This is a genomic window from Erwinia sp. AC075 (assembly GCF_979253995.1).
Map to the genome: position 1 here is coordinate 4,005,856 of NZ_CEEDEU010000001.1, position 22,161 is coordinate 4,028,016.

Consider the following 22,161-nt stretch of genomic DNA (forward strand, 5'->3'; position numbering starts at 1 on the left):
GAATGACTGACCTTCAGGACCGTACGCTGCACTACTATCGTCAGCAGCAGTATCAGCCAGGCTGGTTCGACTTACTGAGCGTGATGATCAACGGCATGCTACGCAATGCCGGAGAGCGTGAGAGTCACGCCTTCCTGCAGCAAATGGGTGACACGCTGGCAGCGCGCTATCCGCTGGGCGCGGCAAATACCGTGGCGGATCTGGAAAGCCAGATCAATGCGGTGCTGGCGCAGTTTAACTGGGGCTTTGTTGATGTGCAGCCGCGCGAGAATTCGATGGTGATCTCGCATATGGCGCTGCCGCCGGGCGACGGGCAGATTGAAGCCCGTCAGTGGCGTCAGGCGCTGGGCGCGGTGCTGCTGGGCTTATACGCCCGCTGGCTACGCGATCAGGGCGGCAACCAGGCCGTTCCGCTGGTGTGCGAAGAAACCGACAGCGAAGCCACGCTGAATTTCCGTTATCAGAGGTGAGGAAGATAATGATGTCTCTGCTCAGGGCGAGCCTGATGATCATTGCGATGATGGTGGGCTGCGCGCAGGCCACCGCGTCAGACGGCTGGAGCACCTTTAAAGGGCGCTTTATGACCGAAGACGGCCGCATTCAGGATACCGGCAACAACAACGTCAGCCATACCGAAGGGCAGGGCTACGCGATGTTGATGGCGGTCTGGTACAACGATCGCGGCAGCTTCGACAGCCTGTGGCGCTGGACCCAGCAGCACCTGAAAAACCCGCAAAATGGCCTGTTCTACTGGAAATACAATCCAGCCGCCGCCGATCCGGTGATGGACAAGAACAATGCCTCCGACGGCGATGTGCTGATCGCCTGGGCGCTGCTGAAGGCCGGACAGAAGTGGCAGGATCAGGCGTATTTGCAGGCGTCCGACCGCATTCAGAAGGCGATTGTTGATCGCGAAGTGATCACCTTTGGTGGCCATACCGTGATGCTGCCTGGCGTGCAGGGCTTTAATAAAACCAGCTACGTGGTGCTGAACCCGTCCTATTTCCTGTTCCCGGCGTGGCGTGATTTTGCCGCGCGCAGTCATCTGAAGGTCTGGACCAACCTGATCGACAGCGGGATGGATCTGCTGGGCAAGATGCGCTTTGGCGATGCCGGCCTGCCGGTTGACTGGGTGGCGCTGAACGCCGACGGTACGGTGGCTCCGGCTACCGCCTGGCCGCCGCGCTTTAGCTATGACGCGATCCGCGTGCCGCTGTATGTCTACTGGTATGACGCGCAAAGTCTGCAGCTGGTGCCTTTTCAGCGTTACTGGATGAGCTTCTCCCGGCTGCAAACCCCGGCATGGATTGACGTGATGAGCAATAACAAAGCGCCTTACAATATGGCCGGTGGTCTGCTGGCGGTGCGCGATTTAACGCTGAATCAGAGCGGTTATCTCACCGACCAGCTGGATGCCAAAGAGGATTACTTCTCCTCCAGCCTGCATCTGCTGGCCTGGCTGGCGCTGAAAGACCACTAGTCTGCTCCGCAGGCAATAAAAAACCCGCCTGCTCAAACGGTTGAGCAGGCGGGTTTTTTTTAACAATCAGTTCGGGTACGCCACCCAATCCCCGCCGTTCAGCCGGATCCACGGCTTGCCCTGATAGATCATCACCACCGCGTTATCGTTCTCCGACACCACCGGCGTCTGCGGCAGGTTGGCGGTAAGCGTCGCCAGATTCAGCTGAGGGTTGCTGAACACCTGACCATCCACCGCACGGGAAACCAGTTCGGAAATGGCCTGCAGGCTGGTTGGCGTAGAGACGTCCACGGCCTGGGCCGGATGAGGCGCTTTCATGCCGACAAACTTAATGCCGACCGGCACATGAGTAATCGACGGGCTGGGAATATCCCGCAGGCCGGACATCTGCATTTTATCGCCTTCCAGCGCCGCGCCGTGCTCCGGCACCACGATCACCATCACCCGACGGCCGGATTTATCCAGATTGGTCAGGAAAGTATCCAGCTGATCGAAGAGCATTTTCGCGCGCGGCTGCCAGGCAGCGGTTTTGCTGCTGCCCAGTTCGCGAGTGCCGTCATGCAATGGGATCAGATTATAGAAGGTGGCGCTGCGCGGATCGGCACTTTTCTGCCGCTCATCCAGCCAGCGCTGCATCACCTCGCCATCGTTTAATACCGGCGAGCTGTCGAAGGAGCTGAGCTCCGGTCTGATCCCGGCCTGCGACATCAGCGGTGCCTTCAGATTGCCCTCTTCACGCAGTTCCTGCAGATAGTTACCGAACACGCCGGTATGGTCCATCATCAGCTGCTGCTTAAAGCCGAGGCTGGCCAGATTGTCGAACAGATAGCAGCGTCCATCGGTCGGTTTATACAGATCGCTGTGCGAGCTCTGGCCGCAGCTGGCGCGCAACAGGCGGATGCCCGCCGGACCGCTGTAACCGGTCGCCGAATTGTAGTTGCTCAGCATAATATCGAAGTGCTTCCACAGCGGGTGATCGCGCAGCTGCGCCGCATCCAGATCGGACCACGCCAGCGAACAGATATTAATCACCAGAATATCGAACGGCGCCGCTTCCGCCGGTAAGGTGGCGGGGAACGCGGTCACTTTCTGCTTTTCGCTGTCGTAAAACTTATTGAGGTACGCGGTCAGATTGGCGCTGGTGGGCGGCGCAGACTGATCCAACCCGTCGGCGGCGACCTTCGCGGCTGGCGCAGACGTAGACGCCGCGACCGGCGTGCTGCTGCCGGGAAGCAGGTTCACCGACGGACCGGCAATCGTCACCACGTTCAGCCACAGCAGCGCCAGCGAAACCAGCACGGTAATCCGCACCCACTGCGAAATAAACAGGTACAGCACCAGCATCACAAAGGCGGTACCCACCATCTCCCAGTTGATAAAGCGGTTGGCCAGCTCCAGCAGATACGACGCGGAAAAGCCGGTCAGCTGGCTGCCCTGACTGGCAATGCTTTCCGGGCCGGGCAGCCAGGTATCGTGCCAGAACAAACCGATGCCGACCGGGATGGCGATCCAGTTACGCAGGCGGTGCAGCCGATCGGAGCGGATCGGCAGCAACAAGCCGGCCAGCAACACCAGGTTGCTCAACGGATGAAAATTGAGGTAACCAAACCACAGCAGCGCGAATTTGATCAGGAAGTAGAAGTTCCAGCCACCCAGACCGCGCCATACAAAGCGCGTCGCGGGCATAACAGGTCGTTGAGTCATTTCTTATCCGGTGGTGTTGCCGCATTACGTCGCCAGGTGCCTTCGTACTTCAGGGCGCGCGGCGGGGTCAGGCGTAGCATCAGCCGGTGCCATTTTTTTGGCAGCCAGCGGGCATAAACAGGTTTCAGTAATAACAGCAGCAGCACCACAAGGATCAGGATCTGCACAATGTCCGACAGATTCATTCTGACGCTTCCGGCGGCTGTTTGCCGAGGGTGATGTCCTGCGGCTGGCGGCGCGGCGCTTCCGTGGCCGGCGTCGACGCCTTCGGATCGGCAGCGGGCTGCACCGGCGCGGCGCGCCAGGCGGTTTTCACCTTGCCGGGGATCTGGCGGATCTCCGATAAAATCTGCAGATCTTCCTGCCACACCAGCCGGTTAGTGAAAATCTCATCGTGCGGCAGGCGGAAGATATACTTCACCGCCGTATCCAGATCGTTGAAGCGGCAGGAGGAGAGGAACAGATAAATCCGGTCATCGACCAGCGTCACCAGATCGCCAAAGCGCCGGGGTTTGCACAGCGTCAGCACCTGTTCCGGTTTCAGCTCCGGCACCGGCCGCAGCGCCACCAACAGCCCTTTGCCATTCTCGGGCAGCAGGGCGTTGTTCACCAGCAGCGTCACCGACTGGCAGAACGCCTCCAGCGGCAGATAGCCTCTTTCCTGCAGCGGCTGCATCGATTTCAGCAACGCATCAAGATCGGCGGGCACGTGGCGATTGTAGGATTGCCCCTGAATGCCTTCCAGCAGGGTCAGGAAGCGCGACATCGGCGCATTAAACGGCACGATGGCGTTGACGCCGCAGGCCAGCAGCAGGCGTTCATCGCTGTAGCGCAGGGCGGTTTCCATCTCGCGCACCACAATTTTCAGCCCGCTGCCGCGCGTGCGGCGCAGGCTGTGGATGCGGCCCGCCAGATGCGGAATACGATCGCTGTTTTTCAGGGTGAAAATCACCGTGGCGGCATTGGCCTGCAACGCGCGGTCATAGACCTCTTCATTGGTGGCGAACAGCGTCCACTGCGTTGACAGCGGCGGCGCGCCTTCCAGCACCGTTTGTTCCGCGAGATACCGCTGCTCATCGTTGAGGGTCAGCGGCGTATTTTGCTCATCCTGATCCAACAACGCGAAGCCCGTTTCCGAGGCGCTGAGTCGCATGGCGCGGTCGGCCAGCATGCCGCCGCCATTCGCCCACCAGTTAATGCGGTAATTCCAGCTGTCCTGCTGCCAGTCGAGATGGGAAAGCCCTTCAAGGTGGCGATAACAGGTTTGCAAATGATTGCGCAGGTTATTAATTCCGCTACCCGCCGTAATAATCAGAAGCGTAATCTTTTTACCGCTCAACCACTGCTGTAATTGCTTAAGCCAAATATTCACCTCGTCCGCCGCTATTTTTTCCCATAACAACGAAGCGGTAAACAATATAACCAGACGCGGTTTTTCCGACAGCACCCGGTCCAGATCGTCGGTCAGGTTGAGCAATGCTTTACGCGTCTCCGGCAGGGAGAACATCGGGATCGCATCAGGGCCGCCGGGCGGTGCCGGGGTCAGCAACGCCTGCGGCTGACTGCCGGAGGTTATCAAGGCCACCGAGCGCTGCGCGCTGATGCACTGACGTGCCAGAACGCGGGCATCTTCTTGCCGATTTGCGGTCACCCAATAACAGCCGGACGGCTGCATCAGGATTAATTCATCCCTGACCTGTTCGAAACCTAAAGAAAATGATGTGGCCATAAGTTTTATCGCAACACGTCCTATTAAAAACAGTGAGTGGTGAGCAGATGAAAATAGATTGCCTGACTTATCTTGCTGTAAATATACATTACAAGTTCTGCCAAACCCATTTAAACTGTCCCTAAGTTAATTCTTAGAACACCCCGCCACTTTTGGCACCTTCCGCTGCGTAAAAAAGGGTTTGATAATGAGTGAGCCGCGACATCCGCTGTTATCAGTAAGCAATGAATCACAGGATGACATTCGCGCGTTAGCCGACGCCTTCTCTTTACAAAACTGGCGCTATATTGATATCGCCCGCGAAGAGCGACTGGCGGCGATCGTTGCCCGCTGGCCGTTACTGGCGGAACGGGCCACGGACGTCCGTAAGCAGGTGGCGTAATGCCGGTGATTGCCTTTCAGGGGCTTCGCGGCGGCGCGGGCACCACTTCGCTGGTGGCCGGGTTAAGTTGGGCGCTGCATACGCTGGGCGAGTCGGTTATCGCCATCGATATGTCGCCCGATAACCAGCTGCGGATGCACTTCAATACCGCGTCGGATCATCCCCGTGGCTGGCTGCGCACCGCGCTCGATCGCCAACCCTGGCAGCAAAGTGCGCTGCGCTATGCGCCCGAGCTGGATTTTATCCCCTTCGGCCAGCTGAATGACGACGAGCTGATGGCCTTTGTCAGCCAGCCGCAGGCCGGTCTGGATGGCTGGACCGCGCAGCTTGCCACACTCAGGCAAACCTACCGCTGGATCCTGCTGGATGTTCCTGCCGGCACCACGCCGTGGACGCGGGCGTTGCTGGCGCTGGCTGACCGCACCATCAGCGTGATGGTGCCCGATGCCAACTGCCATATCCGCCTGCATCAGCAGCGTTTTACCGCCAACAACCTGTTCCTGCTAAATCAGTTCTTCCCGGTCAGCCGTTCGCAGCAGGATCTGCATCAGCTGTGGCTGGCGACGTTGCAGAACCTGATCCCGCTGACACTCCATCGCGATGAGGCGGTGGCGGAAGCGCTGCTGAGCAAGCAGCCGTTTAGCGAATATCGCCCGCAGAGCCTGGCGGCAGAAGAGATGATGACCTTTGCCAGTTGGGCGCTGATCCATCTGGCTGAGCAGGCGTCATGAAGCCGTTTATCGCCCCGGCGTCAATTGCCCGCCCTGGGTCGACGTTGTGACGCCGTTACGCTGGCTGCTGAATCCGCCGGTCTGGCAGGCGCTGCATCAACGATACAGCGGCTTCCGCCATCACGGTGCGTCATCCCTCACCTCCGCCTTGCACTGCCTGTGGCTGGTGTTGGGCTGGTCGCTGCTGCGTTTTGAGTCGCCGGCCTGGCAAAAGGTGCAGGCCGATCGCCGTCGCCTGTACCCGCATATCTCGCCGGAAAAACCGCGTCCGGCAGACCTGCTGCGTTATCTTTTTCAGAGCCTGTGGCTGATGCTGGTCTTGCCGGTCGGTGCTGTTAGCCGTAGTGAGCGCTCACGTATTATTCCGCTGCAACGCTGGCGGCAGCGCGCCTTAATCTGGCTGGGCAGACTGCCGCAGCGCGCGGAAGACCGACAGCTGGCGCGCAAGGCCGACCGCTGCATAAAGCAGATGCCTGCTGCGCTACGCAAAGGGCTGTTTGGTTTGGCGATCCTGCTGGCGACCGCGCTGGCGCTGCTGTGTATCTCTCAGCCGTTCGACTTCTTTACCCAGGCGGTGTTTGTGGTGCTGCTGTGGAGCGTGGCGATGGTGGTGCGGCGCATTCCGGGGCGCTTACCGACCATGATGCTGATCGTACTGTCGCTGACCATCTCCTGCCGCTATCTCTGGTGGCGCTACACCTCCACGCTGAACTGGGATGACCCGGTCAGCCTGACCTTTGGCGTGCTGCTGATCGCGGCGGAAACCTATTCGTGGGTGGTGCTGGTGCTGGGCTATTTCCAGACCCTGTGGCCACTGCAGCGTCAGCCGGTGCCGATGCCCGCAGACACCGCCAGCTGGCCTTCAATAGATTTGTTAGTACCCACTTACAATGAAGCGCTGAGCGTGGTGAAACCGACGTTGTATGCGGCACTTGGCATCGACTGGCCGAAGGACAAACTGACCATTTACCTGCTGGATGATGGCAACCGCGAAGAGTTCCGCCAGTTCGCCGCCGAGATCGGCATAAAGTACATTGCCCGGTCCGGGAATGCCCATGCCAAGGCCGGCAACATCAACCATGCGCTGAAGTCCGAATGCCGCAGCGAATACGTGGCGATTTTTGACTGTGACCACGTGCCAACCCGCTCTTTCCTGCAGGTGTCGCTGGGCTGGTTCCTGAAAGATCCGAAGCTGGCGATGCTGCAGACGCCGCACCACTTCTTCTCGCCCGATCCGTTCGAACGTAACCTGGGCCGCTTCCGCCGCACGCCGAATGAAGGCACCCTGTTTTACGGCCTGGTGCAGGATGGCAACGATGTCTGGGATGCGGCGTTCTTCTGCGGCTCCTGTGCGGTGATCCGCCGCAGCGCGCTGGATGAAATTGGCGGCATCGCGGTGGAGACCGTCACCGAAGATGCGCACACCTCGCTGCGGCTGCACCGCAAAGGCTACACCTCGGCCTATATCCGTATTCCCCAGGCGGCGGGCCTGGCGACCGAAAGCCTGTCCGCCCATATCGGCCAGCGTATTCGCTGGGCGCGCGGCATGGTGCAGATCTTCCGTCTGGATAACCCGTTGATGGGCAAGGGGCTGAAGCTGGTGCAGCGGCTCTGTTATGCCAACGCCATGCTGCACTTCCTCGCCGGTATTCCCCGGCTGATCTTCCTGCTGGCGCCGCTGGCCTTCCTGCTGTTCCACGCCTTTATCATTTTTGCTCCGGCGCTGGTGATCGCCATCTTTGTGCTGCCGCATATGGTGCACACCAGCATGACCAACTCGCGTATTCAGGGCCGCTGGCGTCACTCGTTCTGGAGCGAAGTCTATGAAACCGTGCTGGCCTGGTATATTGCCCGTCCGACCACGGTGGCGCTGTTTAATCCGCACAAAGGCAAGTTCAACGTTACCGCCAAAGGCGGGCTGGTGGAAGAGCAGCATCTCGACTGGGTGATCACCAAGCCGTATATGTGCCTGGTGCTGGTCAACCTGGCGGGCGTGTTCGCCGCCTTCTGGCGACTGCATTATGGCCCGCCGCACGAGGTATTGACGGTGATCGTCAGCCTGGTGTGGGTGCTCTACAACATGATTATTCTTGGCGGCGCGGTGGCGGTGTCGGTGGAAGCCCGGCAGATCCGTGAAGCGCACCGGGTGGAAATTGCCATGCCGGCGGCGCTGGCGCGGGCCGATGGCCATATGCTGCCCTGCACGCTGCGCGACTACTCCGACGGCGGCGTTGGACTGGAGCTGCGCGAAGACAATCTGCTCAGCGAAGGCGAACAGGTCTGGCTGCTGCTGCGCCGGGGCCAGCAGGAATTCAGCTTCCCGTGCCAGGTGCAGCGCACCTTTGGCCGCCGCGCCGGCATCCGCCTGCATCAGCTGACCACCGAGCAGCACGTCGAATTTATTCAATGCACCTTTGCCCGCGCCGATACCTGGGCCTTGTGGCAGGACAGTTTCCCGGAAGATAAACCGGTGCAAAGCCTGGCCGATATTGTGGTACTGGGCTTTAAAGGCTATTTGCGGCTGGCAGAGTATGGCCCCGCACCGCTGCGCCGGCTGTTTGCGCTGCTGACGCAGCTGGCAGGCTGGCTGGCCTCCTTCTTCCCCCGCAGCGTGAGCAGAACAGGCTCCGCGGTTTCCTGATTGACCTTGATGAAGACACCATGACGAAAAAATTAGCTTGGTTCACCGCATTATGGCTTGGCGTGCTGCCAGGGGTTCAGGCAGCAGCAGACGGCTACACCCGGCCGGTAAACACGACGGCAGACAGCCTGGCGCCTCCGGCCATCGATCCCGCCGCGCCGGTGCGTGATTATCTGCGGCCGTTTACCCAGATCGCCCCGCCGCCAGGCAACTTTAACCTGACCGGCACCCGCACCCAGGGGCAAATTGAGTTTGGCGTGCGCAGCGATGAAGTGGTGACTAAAGCGTTGCTCAACCTGAGCTTCCGCCCATCGCCGTCGCTGATCCCCGGCATGTCGCATCTGAAGGTCTATCTGAACGACGAGCTGGTCGGTCTGGTGCCGGTTGTTGCCGATCAGGCCGGTAAAAATAACCAGGTGCAGGTGCCGATCGATCCGCGCTTTATTGGCGACTTCAACCGCATCCGTTTTGAGCTGGTGGGACATTACGCCAACATCTGCGAAAACCCTGCCAGCAGCGCCATCTGGCTGGACATCGGCAAGGACAGTACGCTGGATCTGTCGCTGCAAAAGCTGCCGCTGAAGGACGATTTATCGCACTTCCCGGAGCCGTTTTTCGACGCGCGTGACAACCGCCCGTTAACCCTGCCGATGATTTTTGCCCGCTCGCCGGATCTCGGCCAACAGCGCGCCGCCGCAGTGCTGGCATCCTGGTTCGGTACCCAGGCGGACTGGCGCGGACAGACTTTCCCGGTGCTGTATAACCAGTTGCCCGATCGTCAGCACGCCGTCGTTTTTGCCACCAACGACCAGCGCCCGGACTTCCTGAAGGATTTGCCGCCGGTAGATAAACCGACGGTGGAAATCATCGATCAGCCGGACAATAAGTACCAAAAATTACTGTTGGTATTGGGGCGCAACGACGAGGACCTGCTGAAAGCGGTGCAGGGAATTGCGCAGGGCGAACTGCTGCTGCGTGGACAATCCTCGACCATCGACAGCGTGAAGGAGCTGGCGGCACGCCAGCCTTACGATGCGCCTAACTGGGTGCGGACCGACCGCGCCACCACCTTCGCCGAGCTGCAACAGTTCCAGGGCCAGCTTCAGGCCGACGGTATGCAGCCTGCGCCAATTTCGTTGACCCTGAAATTACCGCCGGATCTGTTCCTGGTGCGCGCACGCGGTATCGATATGGATATCAAGTACCGCTATACCTCCCCGGTGCAGGATGACGGATCGCGGCTGGCGGTGAACCTCAACAACCAGTTTGTGCAGGATTACCCGCTGGTCAACAAGCGCGAGGAAGGCAAGCAGCTGCTGCATATTCCGCTGGTGCAGGGGCTGCTGGATGGCGGCACGCAGCTGACCATTCCGGCGCTGCAGCTGGGCGTGGTCAATCAGCTGCGCTTCGATTTTGATTATGCCAGCACCTTTATTGGCGGCTCGTTTAATAACGGCACCAACGAAGGGCGCTGCGAAACCATCACCCCGGTATCCAACCATGTGGTGATCGACGGCAATTCGACGGTCGATTTCTCCGGCTATCGCCACTATATGGAAATGCCGTCGCTGGGCGCGTTTGCCAACGCCGGCTTCCCGTTCAGCCGTAATGCTGACCTGGCGCAAACGCTGGTGCTGGTCAACAACCGTCCGCAGCCGGGCGAAGTCAGCGCGCTGCTGAACGCATTGGGCAATATCTCGGCGCAGACCGGCTATCCGGCGCTGAAAATGCAGATCGCCGATGACTGGAGCAAGGCGAAAACCAGCGATGCCGATCTGCTGATGATCGGCCGGTTGCCTGAACAGATGAAGGATGACGACAAGGTCAATCTGCTGCTGGACGCGGCGAAAAGCTGGATCAACAAGCCTAACCGGCAGACGGCGTTCTCCAGCGGCTCCTCAGCCCCGGACGATCTGCGCGCCGAAAGCCAGACCACCATCAGCTCCGCTGGGCCGATGGCGGCAGTGATTGGCTTCCAGTCGCCGTTTGATGCGCAACGCAGCGTGGTCGCGCTGCTGGCAGACAGCCCGCGCGCCTGGGAACTGCTGAATGGCGCGCTGATCGACAGCGGTAAACGCGCGGCGATTTTTGGCTCGGCATCGGTGATCCGTGAATCCGGCGTGCGCAGCCTGCGCGTAGGCGACACCTACTGGGTGGGCCATTTGCCGTGGTGGGAGCGGGTATGGAATGCGCTGGCCACCCATCCGATGATGCTGGCGGCGTTTGCCACGCTGGTGGTGATCCTGTTTGCGCTGCTGGTGTGGCGACTGATGCGCCGCGTCAGCCGTCATCGCCTCGGTGACGAGGACGACGAGGAGTGAAACGTTCGCGACTCAGCCTGTTGTTGCCGCTGCTGCTGTGGCCGTTAAGCCGCGCCGTGCCGGCGGCACCCGATCACGTTGAGCCGGTCGACTGGCTGCTGCAACAGGTCAGGATTGGCGAAGCGACCCAGAAATACGATCTGGTCAGCCAGTCGCTGTACCGGCTGGAAAAAATTGCGCCGGATAATCCGCAGGTGCTGGCGGCACAGATCCGCCTGGCGCTGCACCAGGGCGAACAGGACAAAGCGCGTCAGCTGATGGTGACGCTGAAGCAGGTTTCGCCCGATTCGCTGGCGACGCGGCAGGCTGAAGTTAGTATTCGCTTACTATCTGACGAGGGCAGGAAACAGCTGCAGCTGGCGCGGCTTCTCGCCACCTCTGGCCGGCTGGAAGAGGCCAAAGCGGCTTACGATAAACAGTTCAACGGCGTCTTTCCCTCGCCGGATATCGCGCTGGAATACTGGCGGTTAGTGTCGCGGCTGCCGGGACAGGAAAACCGCGCGCTGGCCGAACTCTCCGCGCTGGATCGCGATGCGCCGGGCAGCATCAACGTGCGCATGGCGATTGCGCAAATGGAGCTGAGCCGCAATAACCCGACCGCCGCCGTTAAACAACTGCAAGTGGTGGCAATGGATCCGGCGGGCCGGGTGCAGGCCGCCGAACTGTGGCTGAGCCATATCAAATCGCAGCCGGTCACGCCGCAAAGCGTCGCCCAGCTGAAAACCTATCTCGCCACCTTTACCAGTGACAAGCCGCAGTCCGACGGCCTGACCGAGCTGGCGCGGCAGCAAAAAATGCTGGCCGATCCGGCTTACCAGCAGCGGCTGCGCGGCCTGGCGATGATCGATGGCGGTCAAAGCAGCGCTGCCATTCCCGCCCTGCGTGCTGCGCTAAAGGCGACGCCAGACGATGCCGATTTACTGGGTGCCATGGGCCAGGCGCTGGCGCGGGCCAACCAGCGCGCCGAGGCAAACGGCTATTTTCAGCGGGCGATTGTCGCCGATGCGCAGGGCACCGATATCGGCAAATGGCGCAGCCTGCTGACTTCCAACCAGTACTGGCTGGCGATTGCCGAGGGTGACAAAGAACTGGCGGCGGGCAACCTTCCCCAGGCCGCCAGTCAGTATCAGCGGGCGCGCTCGCTGGATAACCGCGACAGCTATGCGCTGATTGGGCTGGGCGACGTGGCGCTGGCACAGAAAAATCCGGCCACGGCGGAAGTGCAGTACAGCCGCGCGTTACGGCTGGATGCAGGCAATACCACCGCCGCCCGACGGCTGGCCGCACTCTATCAACAGCAGTCACCGCAAAAGGCGATGGCGTTTATCAACGGGCTACCGGCCTCACAGAAAAAGGCGCTGGGTGATACCCTCGCCAGCCTGCGCAGCAGTGCGCTCAGCGCCGAGGCGGACAGGCTGGCGGCTGGCGGAAACGTGCGGCAGGCGGCAGACGTATACCGTCAGGCACTCCAGCTGTCGCCGGACGACGTCTGGCTGAACACCCGACTGGCGGGCGCACTGCGTCAGAGTGGGCAGACGCAGGCCGCCGATCGGCAGATGCAGGCGATGGCGCGCCAGCAGCCCGGCGTGCCGGCACAGGTCTATGCCAACGCGCTCTATTTGTCAGGCAGCGACCGGCCACAGGCCGCGCTGGCGCAGATCCACACGCTGCCGCAGGCAAAGTGGGATCACAATATCACCGACCTCAATACCCGGCTGGAAACCGGCCTGCTAATCGCCCGCGCGGAAGCCAGCCTGGATAACATTGAGGCCCTGATCGCCCGCCATCAGCTGGCCGCCGCGCGTAAGCAGCTGAACGCGCTGCCGCCCGAGGCGTCCACGGCGAACGTCTACAGCGGACGGCGGGTGGCCAATGCCTGGCTGGCGGTGGGCGAGCCGCAGAAAGCCACCTCGCTGTATGCCGGGCTGAAAACCCAGGCCGCAAAAGACGGGCCGTCGCAAAGCAGCGCGCTGATCTATCGCGATGCCGCCCGTCTGGAAGCGCAGCAGGGTCAGCCTCACTTCGCGCAGGAGGATTACCGCCAGGCGATGGTCGCCAGCGGCATCAGCCTGGTGGTGCCGCCGGATAACCCAACCTTTACCCGGCTGACCCGCAACGACCGGCGGGATGACTGGCTGAAGCGCGGTATCCGCAGCGATGCCGCCGATCTTTATCGTCAGCAGGACAGCACGCTGACGCTGGAAGAGGACTATTCGCGCAATAAGGGCACCGGCGGCGTGTCCGACTTCACTGCGCACACCACCATGATGGAAGCCGAAACGCCATTTGCCGACGGCAAAAGCTTCCTGCGGCTGGATAATGTCGATGTGTCGGCCGGCACCTTCTCGCGCAACGTCGATGGAAATATTGATGAGACGTTCGGCACCTGTACCAATGACGATGCCACCTGCAACCGCGATTTCCGCCAGCATCAGAACGGCACCAGCCTTGGCGTCGGCTACCGTAGCGATAAATGGCGCGCGGATATTGGCACCACGCCGCTGGGCTTTGCGGTCACCAACTGGGTGGGTGGCGTCACCTGGAACACCGATTGGCAGGATATCGGCGTGTCGCTGACCGCGTCGCGGCGGCCGATTTCCAGCTCGCTGCTCGCCTATGCCGGCGCGCAGGATCCCAACACCGCCAGCGGCAAAACCTGGGGCGGCGTGGTGGCAACCGGCGGCGCGATTGGCCTGAGCTATGACCAGGGCAACGCCAACGGCGTCTGGGCCGATCTCAGCGCGCACCAGATCACCGGCGAAAACGTGGCGGATAACAGCCGCGAACGCCTGATGGCGGGCTATTACTACAAGCTGATCAACGAAAACAACCGGCGGGCCACCATCGGCCTGAACGGCATGCTGTGGCACTACGCGAAGGATCTGAGTGATTACTCACTTGGACAGGGCGGCTATTACAGCCCGCAGCGTTACAGCTCGCTCTCGGTGCCGGTCAGCTGGCGGCAGCGCACGGAAAACTGGTCTTACGATCTCGGCGGTTCGGTTTCCTGGTCCCATTCGGAAACCGACGGCCAGTCACGCTACCCGCTCGATTTCGGCGCGCTGACCACGGATAACCCGCAAAGCAGCGACAGCAGCAGCAACGGATTCGGCTATACCCTGCGCGCGGTGTTGGAACGCCGGTTAAGCGCGCACTGGACGATGGGCGTCGGCGTCGATATTCAGCAGGCAAAAGACTATACGCCGAGCCACGGGCTGATCTATGCGCGCTATTCGATGGCCGGCTGGCAGGGCGATCTGGATCTGCCGCCAGAGCCGTTAACGCCATACGCGGACTTTAAATAGGGTTATCAGGCTGCATTTAGTGAGAAAATTAAGATAATCGCCTTCAGAAAACACCTAATCAACCCCTGGCCCGGACAGAGTGCTTAACAAGCGGCCGCCTTAAGATATACTCAGGGCAGTTTTTTGCTGCCCCCGGTGGTGGCATTCAGTAATTCGGAGAGTGGGTTTGCGCGTCAGTCGTTCATTAACAATAAAACAGATGGCGACGGTATCCTGCGTGGCCGCCGTGACCATCTGTATTTTTATTGTCATTCAGCTTTTCCATTTTGTGCAGCAGCGCAGGATTGACTACGCCCAGCAGATGGAAAACGTCGCCCATACCGTGCGCCAGCCGCTGTCCCAGGCGGTGCTGAAAGCCGATATTCCCCAGGCCGAACTGATCCTCAACTCCCTGAAACCGGCCGGGATCCTGGCCAGGGCCGAAGTGGTGTTGCCGAACGGCCTGCAGGCGCTGCATACCGATTTCGAGCCCGAAAAACCGGTGCCGGAATTTATCGCCACGCTGTTTGAGCTGCCGGTGAAGATCACCGTGCCGCTCTACTCGGTGGAGCCAGCCAATCCCAAGCCGCTGGCGCTGCTGGTGTTGCAGGCCGATTCCTGGCGGGTCTATCAGTTTATTCTCAGCGCCCTGTCGACGATGGTGACCACTTACCTGCTGCTGGCATTGATCCTGTCGATCGCCATCAGCTGGTGCATCAACAAGCTGATCGTTCGCCCGCTGCGGCGGATCGCCATGGAGCTGCAGGATCTGCCGCCGCAGGAGGCGATTTCCCATCAGCTGACGCTGCCTGAGCGCCACCGTGACGATGAGCTGGGCATGTTAATCCGCAGCTACAACCGCAATCAGCAGGTGGGCGAAGCGGTGCATGATGAGATGAGCAGGCTGACCACCCGTTTTGCCCTGACCAATCTGCCGAACAAAACCCTGTTTCTGGCGCTGCTGGAGCAGCATCTTAATTCCGTCTCTGACGACGACAATTTCACCCTGATGGTGCTGCGCATCGAGACCTTGCAGGACGCCAACGGCGTGGTCAAGGACGAACAGCGTGATGCGCTGTTGCTGACGCTGCTGGAAAAAATTCGCAACAGTATCGACAGCCATACGCTGGTGGGCCAGCTGTCAGGCAGCGATTTTGTGCTGCTGGTGAAGCGCGCCAATAAACCTTTCCGCGCCATGCGCCTGGCGCGCCTGCTGCTGCTGCGGCTGAATCAGCCGGTCACTTTGCAGGACATGCAGCTGCGGCCCAACCTGAGCATCGGCCTGGCGCAGCGTGAAGCGCGCGATCTCACCGCGCAGGACTTTTTAAGCCGTGCGGCGTCGGCGATGATGTCGGCCCGTCATCAGGGCAAAAATCAGATCCTGTTTTATGACCCGATGATGATGGAACGGGCGCACAAGCGGCTGACCCAGGAACACGACATTTTGCAGGGGCTGGAAGAAGAGCAGTTCTCATTGTTCCTGCAGCCGCAGATTGATATGCGTAACGGCAAGCTGGTCGGCGCGGAAGCCCTGCTGAGAATGCGCCAGCCGGACGGCAGCTGGGCCTTGCCGGAAGATCTGATTGTGAACGCCGAAGAGATTGGCGTGATCAGCGCGCTGGGCCGCTGGGTGTTCGAAGAGTCCTGCCGGGTGCTGGCGGGCTGGCAGAAGCAGGGCATTAATCTGCCGCTCAGCGTCAATCTCTCCGCCGTGCAGCTGCGTGAAGCGGATATGGTCACCCACTTACAGGACCTGATCCATCGCCACCAAATCAGTCCGGGCAGCCTGATGCTGGAGATCACCGAGACCGCCCAGGTGGGCGAGCCGGAACAGGCACTGCAGCTGTTAAGCGAGCTGCAGAAAGTCGGCATCTCGGTGGCGCTGGATGATTTTGGTATGGGCTACGCCAACCTGAACTGGCTGAGCCAGTTTAAGTCGTTACCCATCAGTAAGCTGAAGATGGACCGCAGTTTTGTCTGTGTGCTGCCGAATGATGACACCATGGTGCGAATCGTTGCGGCGATTGCCGAAATCATCAAGCTGGACGTGATTGCCGAAGGCGTCGAAACCAGCCAGCAGCGCGACTGGCTACTGGCGCGCGGCATTAATATCGGGCAGGGCTACCTCTATTCTGAGGCGCTACCGCTGGCGGTCTTTAACCGCAAATATCTGGAATTAATCACGCCTTAATACGGTCCCGTAAGGGATAATTTCCACGTGTATCAATCCTTAACGCAAACCACAACGCGTCATTACCGGTGCTGAAGTGATTCAGCTCATAAAACGGCGCGTTGCCCGGCGGCTGAGTGTTTCAAGTTATATCAATCCCGTTAACGTAGTGTTACTTTCGCGCTGAAGACTGACGATAACCTCAGCGAAAGCGCCTGCCATCCAAGCCGTTAATGGACATTCTATGAAAACTTCCCTGTTTAAAAGCCTCTATTTCCAGGTGATTACCGCCATCGTCATCGGCGTGCTGTTAGGGCATTTCTACCCCGAGTTGGGTGCCCAGATGAAGCCGCTCGGTGATGCCTTTGTGAAGCTGATCAAGATGATCATCGCACCGGTTATTTTCTGTACCGTGGTCACCGGGATCGCCGGGATGGAAAGCATGAAAGCGGTCGGCCGTACCGGTGCCGTCGCGCTGCTCTATTTTGAAGTGGTCAGCACCATCGCCCTGATTATTGGCCTGGTGGTGGTCAACGTGTTGCAGCCTGGCGTTGGTATGAATATCGACCCGGCCACGCTGGATGCCAAAGCGGTGGCGATGTATGCCCAGCAGGCCGAGCAGCAGGGCGTGGTGGCGTTCCTGTTAGATATCATTCCTAACAGCGTGATTGGCGCCTTTGCCAGCGGCAACATTCTGCAGGTACTGCTTTTCGCCATCATGTTCGGTTTTGCCCTGCACCGCATGGGCGACAAAGGCACGCTGGTATTCAACTTTATCGAAAGTTTCTCCCGCGTGATTTTCGGCATCATCAATATGATCATGCGTCTGGCACCGATTGGCGCGTTCGGGGCGATGGCCTTTACCATTGGTAAATACGGCGTCGGTTCGCTGGTGCAGTTAGGTCAGTTGATTATCTGCTTTTATATTACCTGCCTGCTGTTTGTGGTGGTGGTGCTGGGTACCATTGCCCGCGTGGTCGGCTTCAACATCTTCAAATTTATCGCCTACATCAAAGAAGAGCTGCTGATCGTGCTGGGGACCTCGTCCTCAGAATCCGCGCTGCCGCGCATGCTCGATAAGATGGAAAAGCTGGGCTGTAAGAAGTCGGTGGTCGGGCTGGTGATCCCAACTGGCTACTCGTTTAACCTCGACGGCACCTCGATTTACCTGACCATGGCAGCGGTGTTTATCGCTCAGGCCACCAATGCGCATATGGATATCTGGCATCAAATCACGCTGCTGGTGGTGCTGCTGCTCTCCTCGAAAGGGGCGGCGGGCGTTACCGGCAGCGGATTTATCGTGCTGGCGGCCACGCTCTCGGCGGTCGGCCATTTGCCGGTGGCCGGTCTGGCGCTGATCCTCGGTATCGACCGCTTTATGTCTGAAGCCCGTGCATTGACTAACCTGGTCGGCAACGGCGTGGCGACCGTGGTGGTGGCAAAATGGGTCGATCAGCTGGACGAGCAACAGTTGAAAGACACGCTGGACGGCAAAAATAAGGCGAAAAAACTGCCCGAAAACGCCGCATAAGCCGTTAATTCGTTAAATATCCCCTCAAATGCCCGTCGCGACTTGCCCTCGCGGCGGGCATTTGCATAATAACCCCCAGAGATTTTTATCATTTTTCACTCCGTGGTGGGACATCCCCGCCAATGCGTGGTCTAAGAAGCTGTTCTGAGAAAAAACAGCGGCTTCCCTGAGTTATCCCTCCCGTAGATAGCAGCAGGCCGTAGATCGCCAGTGATTTTTTTTGGTTTGTGATTGAGTAGGGGTTCACATGCAGGGCACCAGAATTCGTCTTTTGGTTGGTGGAATATTGCTGGCCGCGGTCAGCAGCACTGTGCAGGCTGAAACACTCCAACCCGATCCCGCCTGGCAGCAGGGAAAACTCGATAACGGGTTCACCTGGCAGGTTTTAACGACTCCGCAGCGTCCCAGCGACCGCGTTGAAGTCCGCTTACTGGTTAATACCGGCTCTCTGGTGGAGAATACCCAGCAGGCCGGTTACAGCCACCTCTTACCGCGCCTGGCCTTAGTGCATAACGCGAAGCTCGACCCTGCGCAGCAGCGCTCGCTGTGGCAGCAAAGTATCGATCCCGATCGCCCGCAACCGCCTGCGATCACCTCTTATGACTTCACGCTCTACACCCTCAGTCTGCCCAACAACCGGCCGGAAGTGGTGAAAGAAGCGATGAACTGGCTGGCGGCGACCGTCGGTGATATGACCATCAATGAACAGACGGTGAACACCGCGCTGGCTGCTGACGATCCGATCGCCACCTGGCCTGCCAATCCGCAGGATGTCTGGTGGCGTTACCGGCTGAAGGGCTCCACGTTGCTGGGCCACGATCCGGGCACGCCCGCCAATGCGCCGATCGACCCGGTTAAGCTGAACGACTTCTACAAGCAGTGGTACACGCCGGACGCGATGACGCTGATGGTGGTGGGCAACGTCGACAGCCGCAGCCTGGCCGAGCAGATCAACAAAACCTTCTCGCCGCTGAAGGGCAAGCGTGATACGCCATCGCCAATGCCAACGCTGTCGCCACTGCCGCCGCAGCCGATTAACCTGGTTAACAATAATCTGACCCAGGATCGTCTGTCGCTGGTGTGGGATTCGCCGTGGCAGCCGATCAGGGATTCGCAGAATTTGCAGCATTACTGGCAGAGCGATCTGGCCCGTGAAGCGTTGTTCTGGCACGTGCAGCATGTGCTGAGCGACAGTAAGGCGCAGAAGGTGCAGGTGGGCTTTGACTGCCGCGTGCTGTACCAGCGCGCGCAGTGCGCCATCAATCTGGATGCGGATAACGCCACCCTGCAAAGCAACCTGAATCTGGTTGCGCGGGAGATGGTAAACATCCGCGATAACGGCCTGCCGCAGGAAGAGTTTGACGCGTTGATGGCGCAGAAAACCGCCGAGCTGAACAAGCTGTTTGCCACCTACGCCCGCACTGATACCGATGTGCTGATGAGCCAGCGTTTGCGCTCGCAGCAGAATGCGGTAGTGGATATCGCGCCGGAACAGTATCAGAAACTGCGCCAGAGCTTCCTGTCGGGCCTGACCTTGCAGATGATGAACCAGGAGCTGCGCCAGCAGCTGTCACAGGATCTGACCATGATGCTGATGCAGCCGCAGGGCGAGCCGGAAACCAACGTTCAGCAGCTGGAAGAGAGCTGGAAGAAAATCATGGCACCGGCCCCGGAAGCGGCGGCCGCAGCGGTGGATGAAACCAAGCCGGAAGTCTCTGATATCCCGTCTTCGCAGAACTAATCTGTTCTGACCACAACCCGGTCGCCTAACGCGGCCGGTTTTTTTTGCGTGCTACCAGATCCGTGCGCGCAGCCATTCATTAACCAGCATCGGCCAGCTGGCCAGCGGCAGATCGGCGACGTTGCGAATGCCAAAGCCGTGCCCGCCTTTCTCGTAGAAGTGCAGCTCGCTGGAGACCTTGTGTTCCCGCAGCGCGCTGAACATCACCATGCTGTTATTGATTGGCACCGACTCATCATTCACCGCATGGATCAGCAAGGTTTGTGGCGTTTGCTCAGTCACGCGCGTTTCCATCGAGTACGCGTCAATTTCCCGCTGCGTCGGATGCTCACCCAGCAGATGCTGGCGACAGCCCTGATGCGCCAGCCCTTCACGCATACTGATCACCGGGTACATCAGCACCAGCGCATCCGGACGGGCGGTCAGCGAGTCGGCAATATCCTGCACCGGATAGAGTTTCTCAGTGAAGCGCGTACCGACGCTGGCGGCCACATAGCCACCGGCCGAGAAGCCCATCATCACAATACGCTTGCCGTTCAGCCCACGGGCGGCACGGTGCCGCAGCACGCGCACCGCACGCTGCGCATCCGATAAGGGCGCGTCAGCCGCTTCATGGTGACCATCCTGCGGGAAACGGTAGGTCATCACCGCCAGCGTATAGCCCATCGCGGTAAAGAACATCGCCAGCGCGCTGCCTTCTTTATCGATCATGATTTTTTCGAAGCCGCCACCGGGTGCGACCAGCAGGGTCACGCCGTTGGATTCTTCCGGATACCAGAAGGCCAGCTCAGGATTGCGCACGCCGCTGGCGGCACGGTCGTAAGGTTCGTACTCTTTCGCTAAATCGACAATTTGTGGGCTGACCCTGGAATCGCTGGCACCGGGAGCCTCGCCGTGAGGCCAGATATTAATAATTTCGGTTTTCATAGGCGCTCCTGAATTTCATTATTTAAGTATAGGCGAGCCCGGCGCGAGAATAGGGGGGATCGGCTGTAATAAAACAATCATTGCCCATTTATTTATACAGCGTCCAGCCTTGCTCACGCTTTTAGCGCAGTTTCAGACTATGCCCAGAAGCGCCGGTCTGGGGTTATTTATCTGCTGCTATCTGATTGTTTTAAAACGAGTCGGTTTGCATCACGGATCGCCATTAAGCGGGTTTAAGGTAATTATCATAATATTCAGTTTATTATCCGTTTGCCGATCTGCGGCTGGACCTGAATTAGGAATTGACTCATTCAGACTGCTTACGGATAAGCCGCGTAATTAATTTGACTTAAATTGCGGATGTTAATTAAAGGGCGGTTCGGCGGGCGTGGAATAATAAAAAGCCCCGCGAGTGCGGGGCTGTTTGCTGCCAGGGCTGAAAACCGGCGAACGCGCTTAAGCCGGCATTGCCGAACGGGGAATGATCGCCCCGCGATGTTGGATCACCGTGCTGGCGGTCAGATGGCCGCGTTTCGCCGCCTCTTCCGCACTGCCACCGCTTAGGCGTACCGCAAGATAGCCGGCGCTGAAGGAGTCTCCTGCCGCCGTGGTATCGACCACGCTGCTGGCCGGCAGCTTCACCGCCGGCACCTCCAGCAGTGGCCGATCGGCCAGCGACACCAGGCAGGATTCGGCACCGCGCTTGATCACAATCTCGCTGACGCCGGCGGCACGGGTGCGGGCAATCACCTCGTCAACCGGCGCTTCGCCCCACAGCAGGGTTTCATCGTCCAGCGTCAGGAAGGCGATGTCGGTACAGGCCAGCATCACCTGATAAGCCGCCTGGGTGACCTCTGCCGACGGCCACAGGCGTGGTCGATAGTTGTTATCAAAGATGATTTTCCCACCGTTGCGGCGACAGGCGGTCAGCAACGCCATCAGCTTTTCCCGGCTCTGCGGGCTGAGGATCGCCAGGCTGATGCCGCTCAGGTAAAGGTAATCGAACCGGGCCAGCTGCTGGCAGATGTCCTCTGCGCGCTCGCCTTCCAGCCAGAAGCGCGCGGCGGCATCGTTGCGCCAGTAGTAAAAGGTTCGCTCGCCCTGCGCATCGGTTTCAATCACGTACAGGCCCGGCAACTTGTTGTCCATCTGCTGGATGAGGCCGGTCTGCACCTGCTCCTGCTGCCAGGCGGCGAGCATCTCACCGCTGAAGCTGTCGGTGCCCAGCGCGGTCACGTAATCCACGCTGAGCTGCTGTGGGTCAACCTGACGGGCGATATACACCGCGGTGTTCAGCGTATCGCCGCCAAAACCGCGGCTCAGGTCGGTGGCTTTCTGTGAAAGCTCAATCATGCACTCGCCGATAACGGCAATTTTTTTCTGCGTCATGGTGGTCAGCTCATCCCTCAAATTTGCACCAGTGTCGCTGCGCAGACGCGCGTAGTCAATATTTTAAAACGGCGTTTTACTTTTTCCCTCATGCAGTGAATCGCTGAGAAAACAGCAGCAACAGCCTGCAT

15 protein-coding genes are annotated in these 22,161 nt (G+C 59.6%); 10 read left to right on the forward strand and 5 right to left on the reverse strand.

Annotated elements, in window-relative coordinates; translation table 11 throughout:
- The first annotated feature begins 2 nt into the window (after positions 1-2).
- Both bcsD and AC0IXH_RS18805 read left to right on the forward strand, forming a co-directional pair.
- A complete protein-coding gene (gene bcsD / locus AC0IXH_RS18800; protein ID WP_013204401.1) occupies positions 3-470 on the forward strand; it encodes a cellulose biosynthesis protein BcsD in 468 nt (155 codons plus the stop codon).
- An 8-nt stretch (positions 471-478) separates the two neighbouring features.
- Positions 479-1,480, forward strand: coding sequence for a glycosyl hydrolase family 8 (locus tag AC0IXH_RS18805; protein ID WP_428980708.1), 1,002 nt, complete (start codon positions 479-481; stop codon positions 1,478-1,480).
- A 66-nt stretch (positions 1,481-1,546) separates the two neighbouring features.
- On the opposite strand, the gene bcsG is transcribed toward AC0IXH_RS18805, so the two are convergent.
- The 3 genes from bcsG to bcsE are packed head-to-tail and all read right to left on the reverse strand — an operon-like array spanning position 1,547 to position 4,913.
- Positions 1,547-3,184: a cellulose biosynthesis protein BcsG gene (gene bcsG / locus AC0IXH_RS18810; protein ID WP_013204399.1), complete on the reverse strand. Its 1,638-nt coding sequence runs from the start codon at positions 3,182-3,184 to the stop codon at positions 1,547-1,549.
- Positions 3,181-3,369 carry a cellulose biosynthesis protein BcsF gene (bcsF, locus tag AC0IXH_RS18815; RefSeq protein ID WP_013204398.1) on the reverse strand — a complete coding sequence of 63 codons (189 nt, stop codon included), beginning with the start codon at positions 3,367-3,369 and terminating at the stop codon, positions 3,181-3,183. The genes bcsG and bcsF overlap by 4 nt, the downstream gene beginning before the upstream one ends.
- Positions 3,366-4,913, reverse strand: coding sequence for a cellulose biosynthesis protein BcsE (bcsE, locus tag AC0IXH_RS18820; protein WP_134823007.1), 1,548 nt, complete (start codon positions 4,911-4,913; stop codon positions 3,366-3,368). The genes bcsF and bcsE overlap by 4 nt, the downstream gene beginning before the upstream one ends.
- Positions 4,914-5,100: 187 nt before the next feature.
- Here bcsE and bcsR point away from each other — a divergent pair, with 187 nt between their 5' ends.
- From bcsR to AC0IXH_RS18860, 8 genes are all read left to right on the forward strand, one after another.
- Positions 5,101-5,295 carry a cellulose biosynthesis protein BcsR gene (bcsR, locus tag AC0IXH_RS18825; protein ID WP_105760451.1) on the forward strand — a complete coding sequence of 65 codons (195 nt, stop codon included), beginning with the start codon at positions 5,101-5,103 and terminating at the stop codon, positions 5,293-5,295.
- Positions 5,295-6,026 carry a cellulose biosynthesis protein BcsQ gene (bcsQ, locus tag AC0IXH_RS18830; RefSeq protein WP_134823006.1) on the forward strand — a complete coding sequence of 244 codons (732 nt, stop codon included), beginning with the start codon at positions 5,295-5,297 and terminating at the stop codon, positions 6,024-6,026. The genes bcsR and bcsQ overlap by 1 nt, the downstream gene beginning before the upstream one ends.
- Positions 6,027-6,072: 46 nt before the next feature.
- Positions 6,073-8,667, forward strand: a complete 2,595-nt coding sequence (gene bcsA, locus AC0IXH_RS18835) for a UDP-forming cellulose synthase catalytic subunit (RefSeq protein WP_471720840.1) — start codon at positions 6,073-6,075, stop codon at positions 8,665-8,667.
- A gap of 20 nt (positions 8,668-8,687) precedes the next feature.
- Positions 8,688-10,988 carry a cellulose biosynthesis cyclic di-GMP-binding regulatory protein BcsB gene (bcsB, locus tag AC0IXH_RS18840; RefSeq protein WP_471720841.1) on the forward strand — a complete coding sequence of 767 codons (2,301 nt, stop codon included), beginning with the start codon at positions 8,688-8,690 and terminating at the stop codon, positions 10,986-10,988.
- A complete protein-coding gene (gene bcsC / locus AC0IXH_RS18845; RefSeq protein WP_471720842.1) occupies positions 10,985-14,293 on the forward strand; it encodes a cellulose synthase complex outer membrane protein BcsC in 3,309 nt (1,102 codons plus the stop codon). Before bcsB ends, bcsC begins: the two co-directional genes overlap by 4 nt.
- A gap of 166 nt (positions 14,294-14,459) precedes the next feature.
- Positions 14,460-16,463, forward strand: a complete 2,004-nt coding sequence (gene hmsP / locus AC0IXH_RS18850; protein ID WP_041692158.1) for a biofilm formation regulator HmsP — start codon at positions 14,460-14,462, stop codon at positions 16,461-16,463.
- 223 nt (positions 16,464-16,686) lie between these two features.
- Positions 16,687-17,973 (forward strand): dicarboxylate/amino acid:cation symporter, encoded by a 1,287-nt coding sequence (locus AC0IXH_RS18855; protein ID WP_013204390.1) that lies wholly within the window; start codon positions 16,687-16,689, stop codon positions 17,971-17,973.
- A 247-nt stretch (positions 17,974-18,220) separates the two neighbouring features.
- Positions 18,221-19,714 (forward strand): M16 family metallopeptidase, encoded by a 1,494-nt coding sequence (locus AC0IXH_RS18860; RefSeq protein ID WP_013204389.1) that lies wholly within the window; start codon positions 18,221-18,223, stop codon positions 19,712-19,714.
- Positions 19,715-19,765: 51 nt separating this feature from the next.
- Here AC0IXH_RS18860 and AC0IXH_RS18865 read toward each other — a convergent pair whose 3' ends face one another.
- Positions 19,766-20,641: an alpha/beta hydrolase gene (locus tag AC0IXH_RS18865; RefSeq protein WP_013204388.1), complete on the reverse strand. Its 876-nt coding sequence runs from the start codon at positions 20,639-20,641 to the stop codon at positions 19,766-19,768.
- Positions 20,642-21,097: 456 nt separating this feature from the next.
- On the reverse strand, positions 21,098-22,030 hold the full coding sequence (gene kdgK / locus AC0IXH_RS18870) for a 2-dehydro-3-deoxygluconokinase (protein WP_471720843.1): 933 nt from the start codon (positions 22,028-22,030) through the stop codon (positions 21,098-21,100).
- Positions 22,031-22,161: the final 131 nt, after the last annotated feature.

Bases quoted from the DNA above. Each gene is read 5' to 3' on its own strand.
- AC0IXH_RS18865 (WP_013204388.1), bottom strand. From the start codon at position 20,641: ATGAAAACCGAAATTATTAATATCTGGCCTCACGGCGAGGCTCCCGGT.
- AC0IXH_RS18860 (WP_013204389.1), top strand. From the start codon at position 18,221: ATGCAGGGCACCAGAATTCGTCTTTTGGTTGGTGGAATATTGCTGGCC.
- bcsD (WP_013204401.1), top strand. From the start codon at position 3: ATGACTGACCTTCAGGACCGTACGCTGCACTACTATCGTCAGCAGCAG.
- bcsQ (WP_134823006.1), top strand. From the start codon at position 5,295: ATGCCGGTGATTGCCTTTCAGGGGCTTCGCGGCGGCGCGGGCACCACT.
- bcsE (WP_134823007.1), bottom strand. From the start codon at position 4,913: ATGGCCACATCATTTTCTTTAGGTTTCGAACAGGTCAGGGATGAATTA.
- bcsF (WP_013204398.1), bottom strand. From the start codon at position 3,369: ATGAATCTGTCGGACATTGTGCAGATCCTGATCCTTGTGGTGCTGCTG.
- kdgK (WP_471720843.1), bottom strand. From the start codon at position 22,030: ATGACGCAGAAAAAAATTGCCGTTATCGGCGAGTGCATGATTGAGCTT.
- bcsB (WP_471720841.1), top strand. From the start codon at position 8,688: ATGACGAAAAAATTAGCTTGGTTCACCGCATTATGGCTTGGCGTGCTG.
- AC0IXH_RS18855 (WP_013204390.1), top strand. From the start codon at position 16,687: ATGAAAACTTCCCTGTTTAAAAGCCTCTATTTCCAGGTGATTACCGCC.
- bcsR (WP_105760451.1), top strand. From the start codon at position 5,101: ATGAGTGAGCCGCGACATCCGCTGTTATCAGTAAGCAATGAATCACAG.
- AC0IXH_RS18805 (WP_428980708.1), top strand. From the start codon at position 479: ATGATGTCTCTGCTCAGGGCGAGCCTGATGATCATTGCGATGATGGTG.
- bcsG (WP_013204399.1), bottom strand. From the start codon at position 3,184: ATGACTCAACGACCTGTTATGCCCGCGACGCGCTTTGTATGGCGCGGT.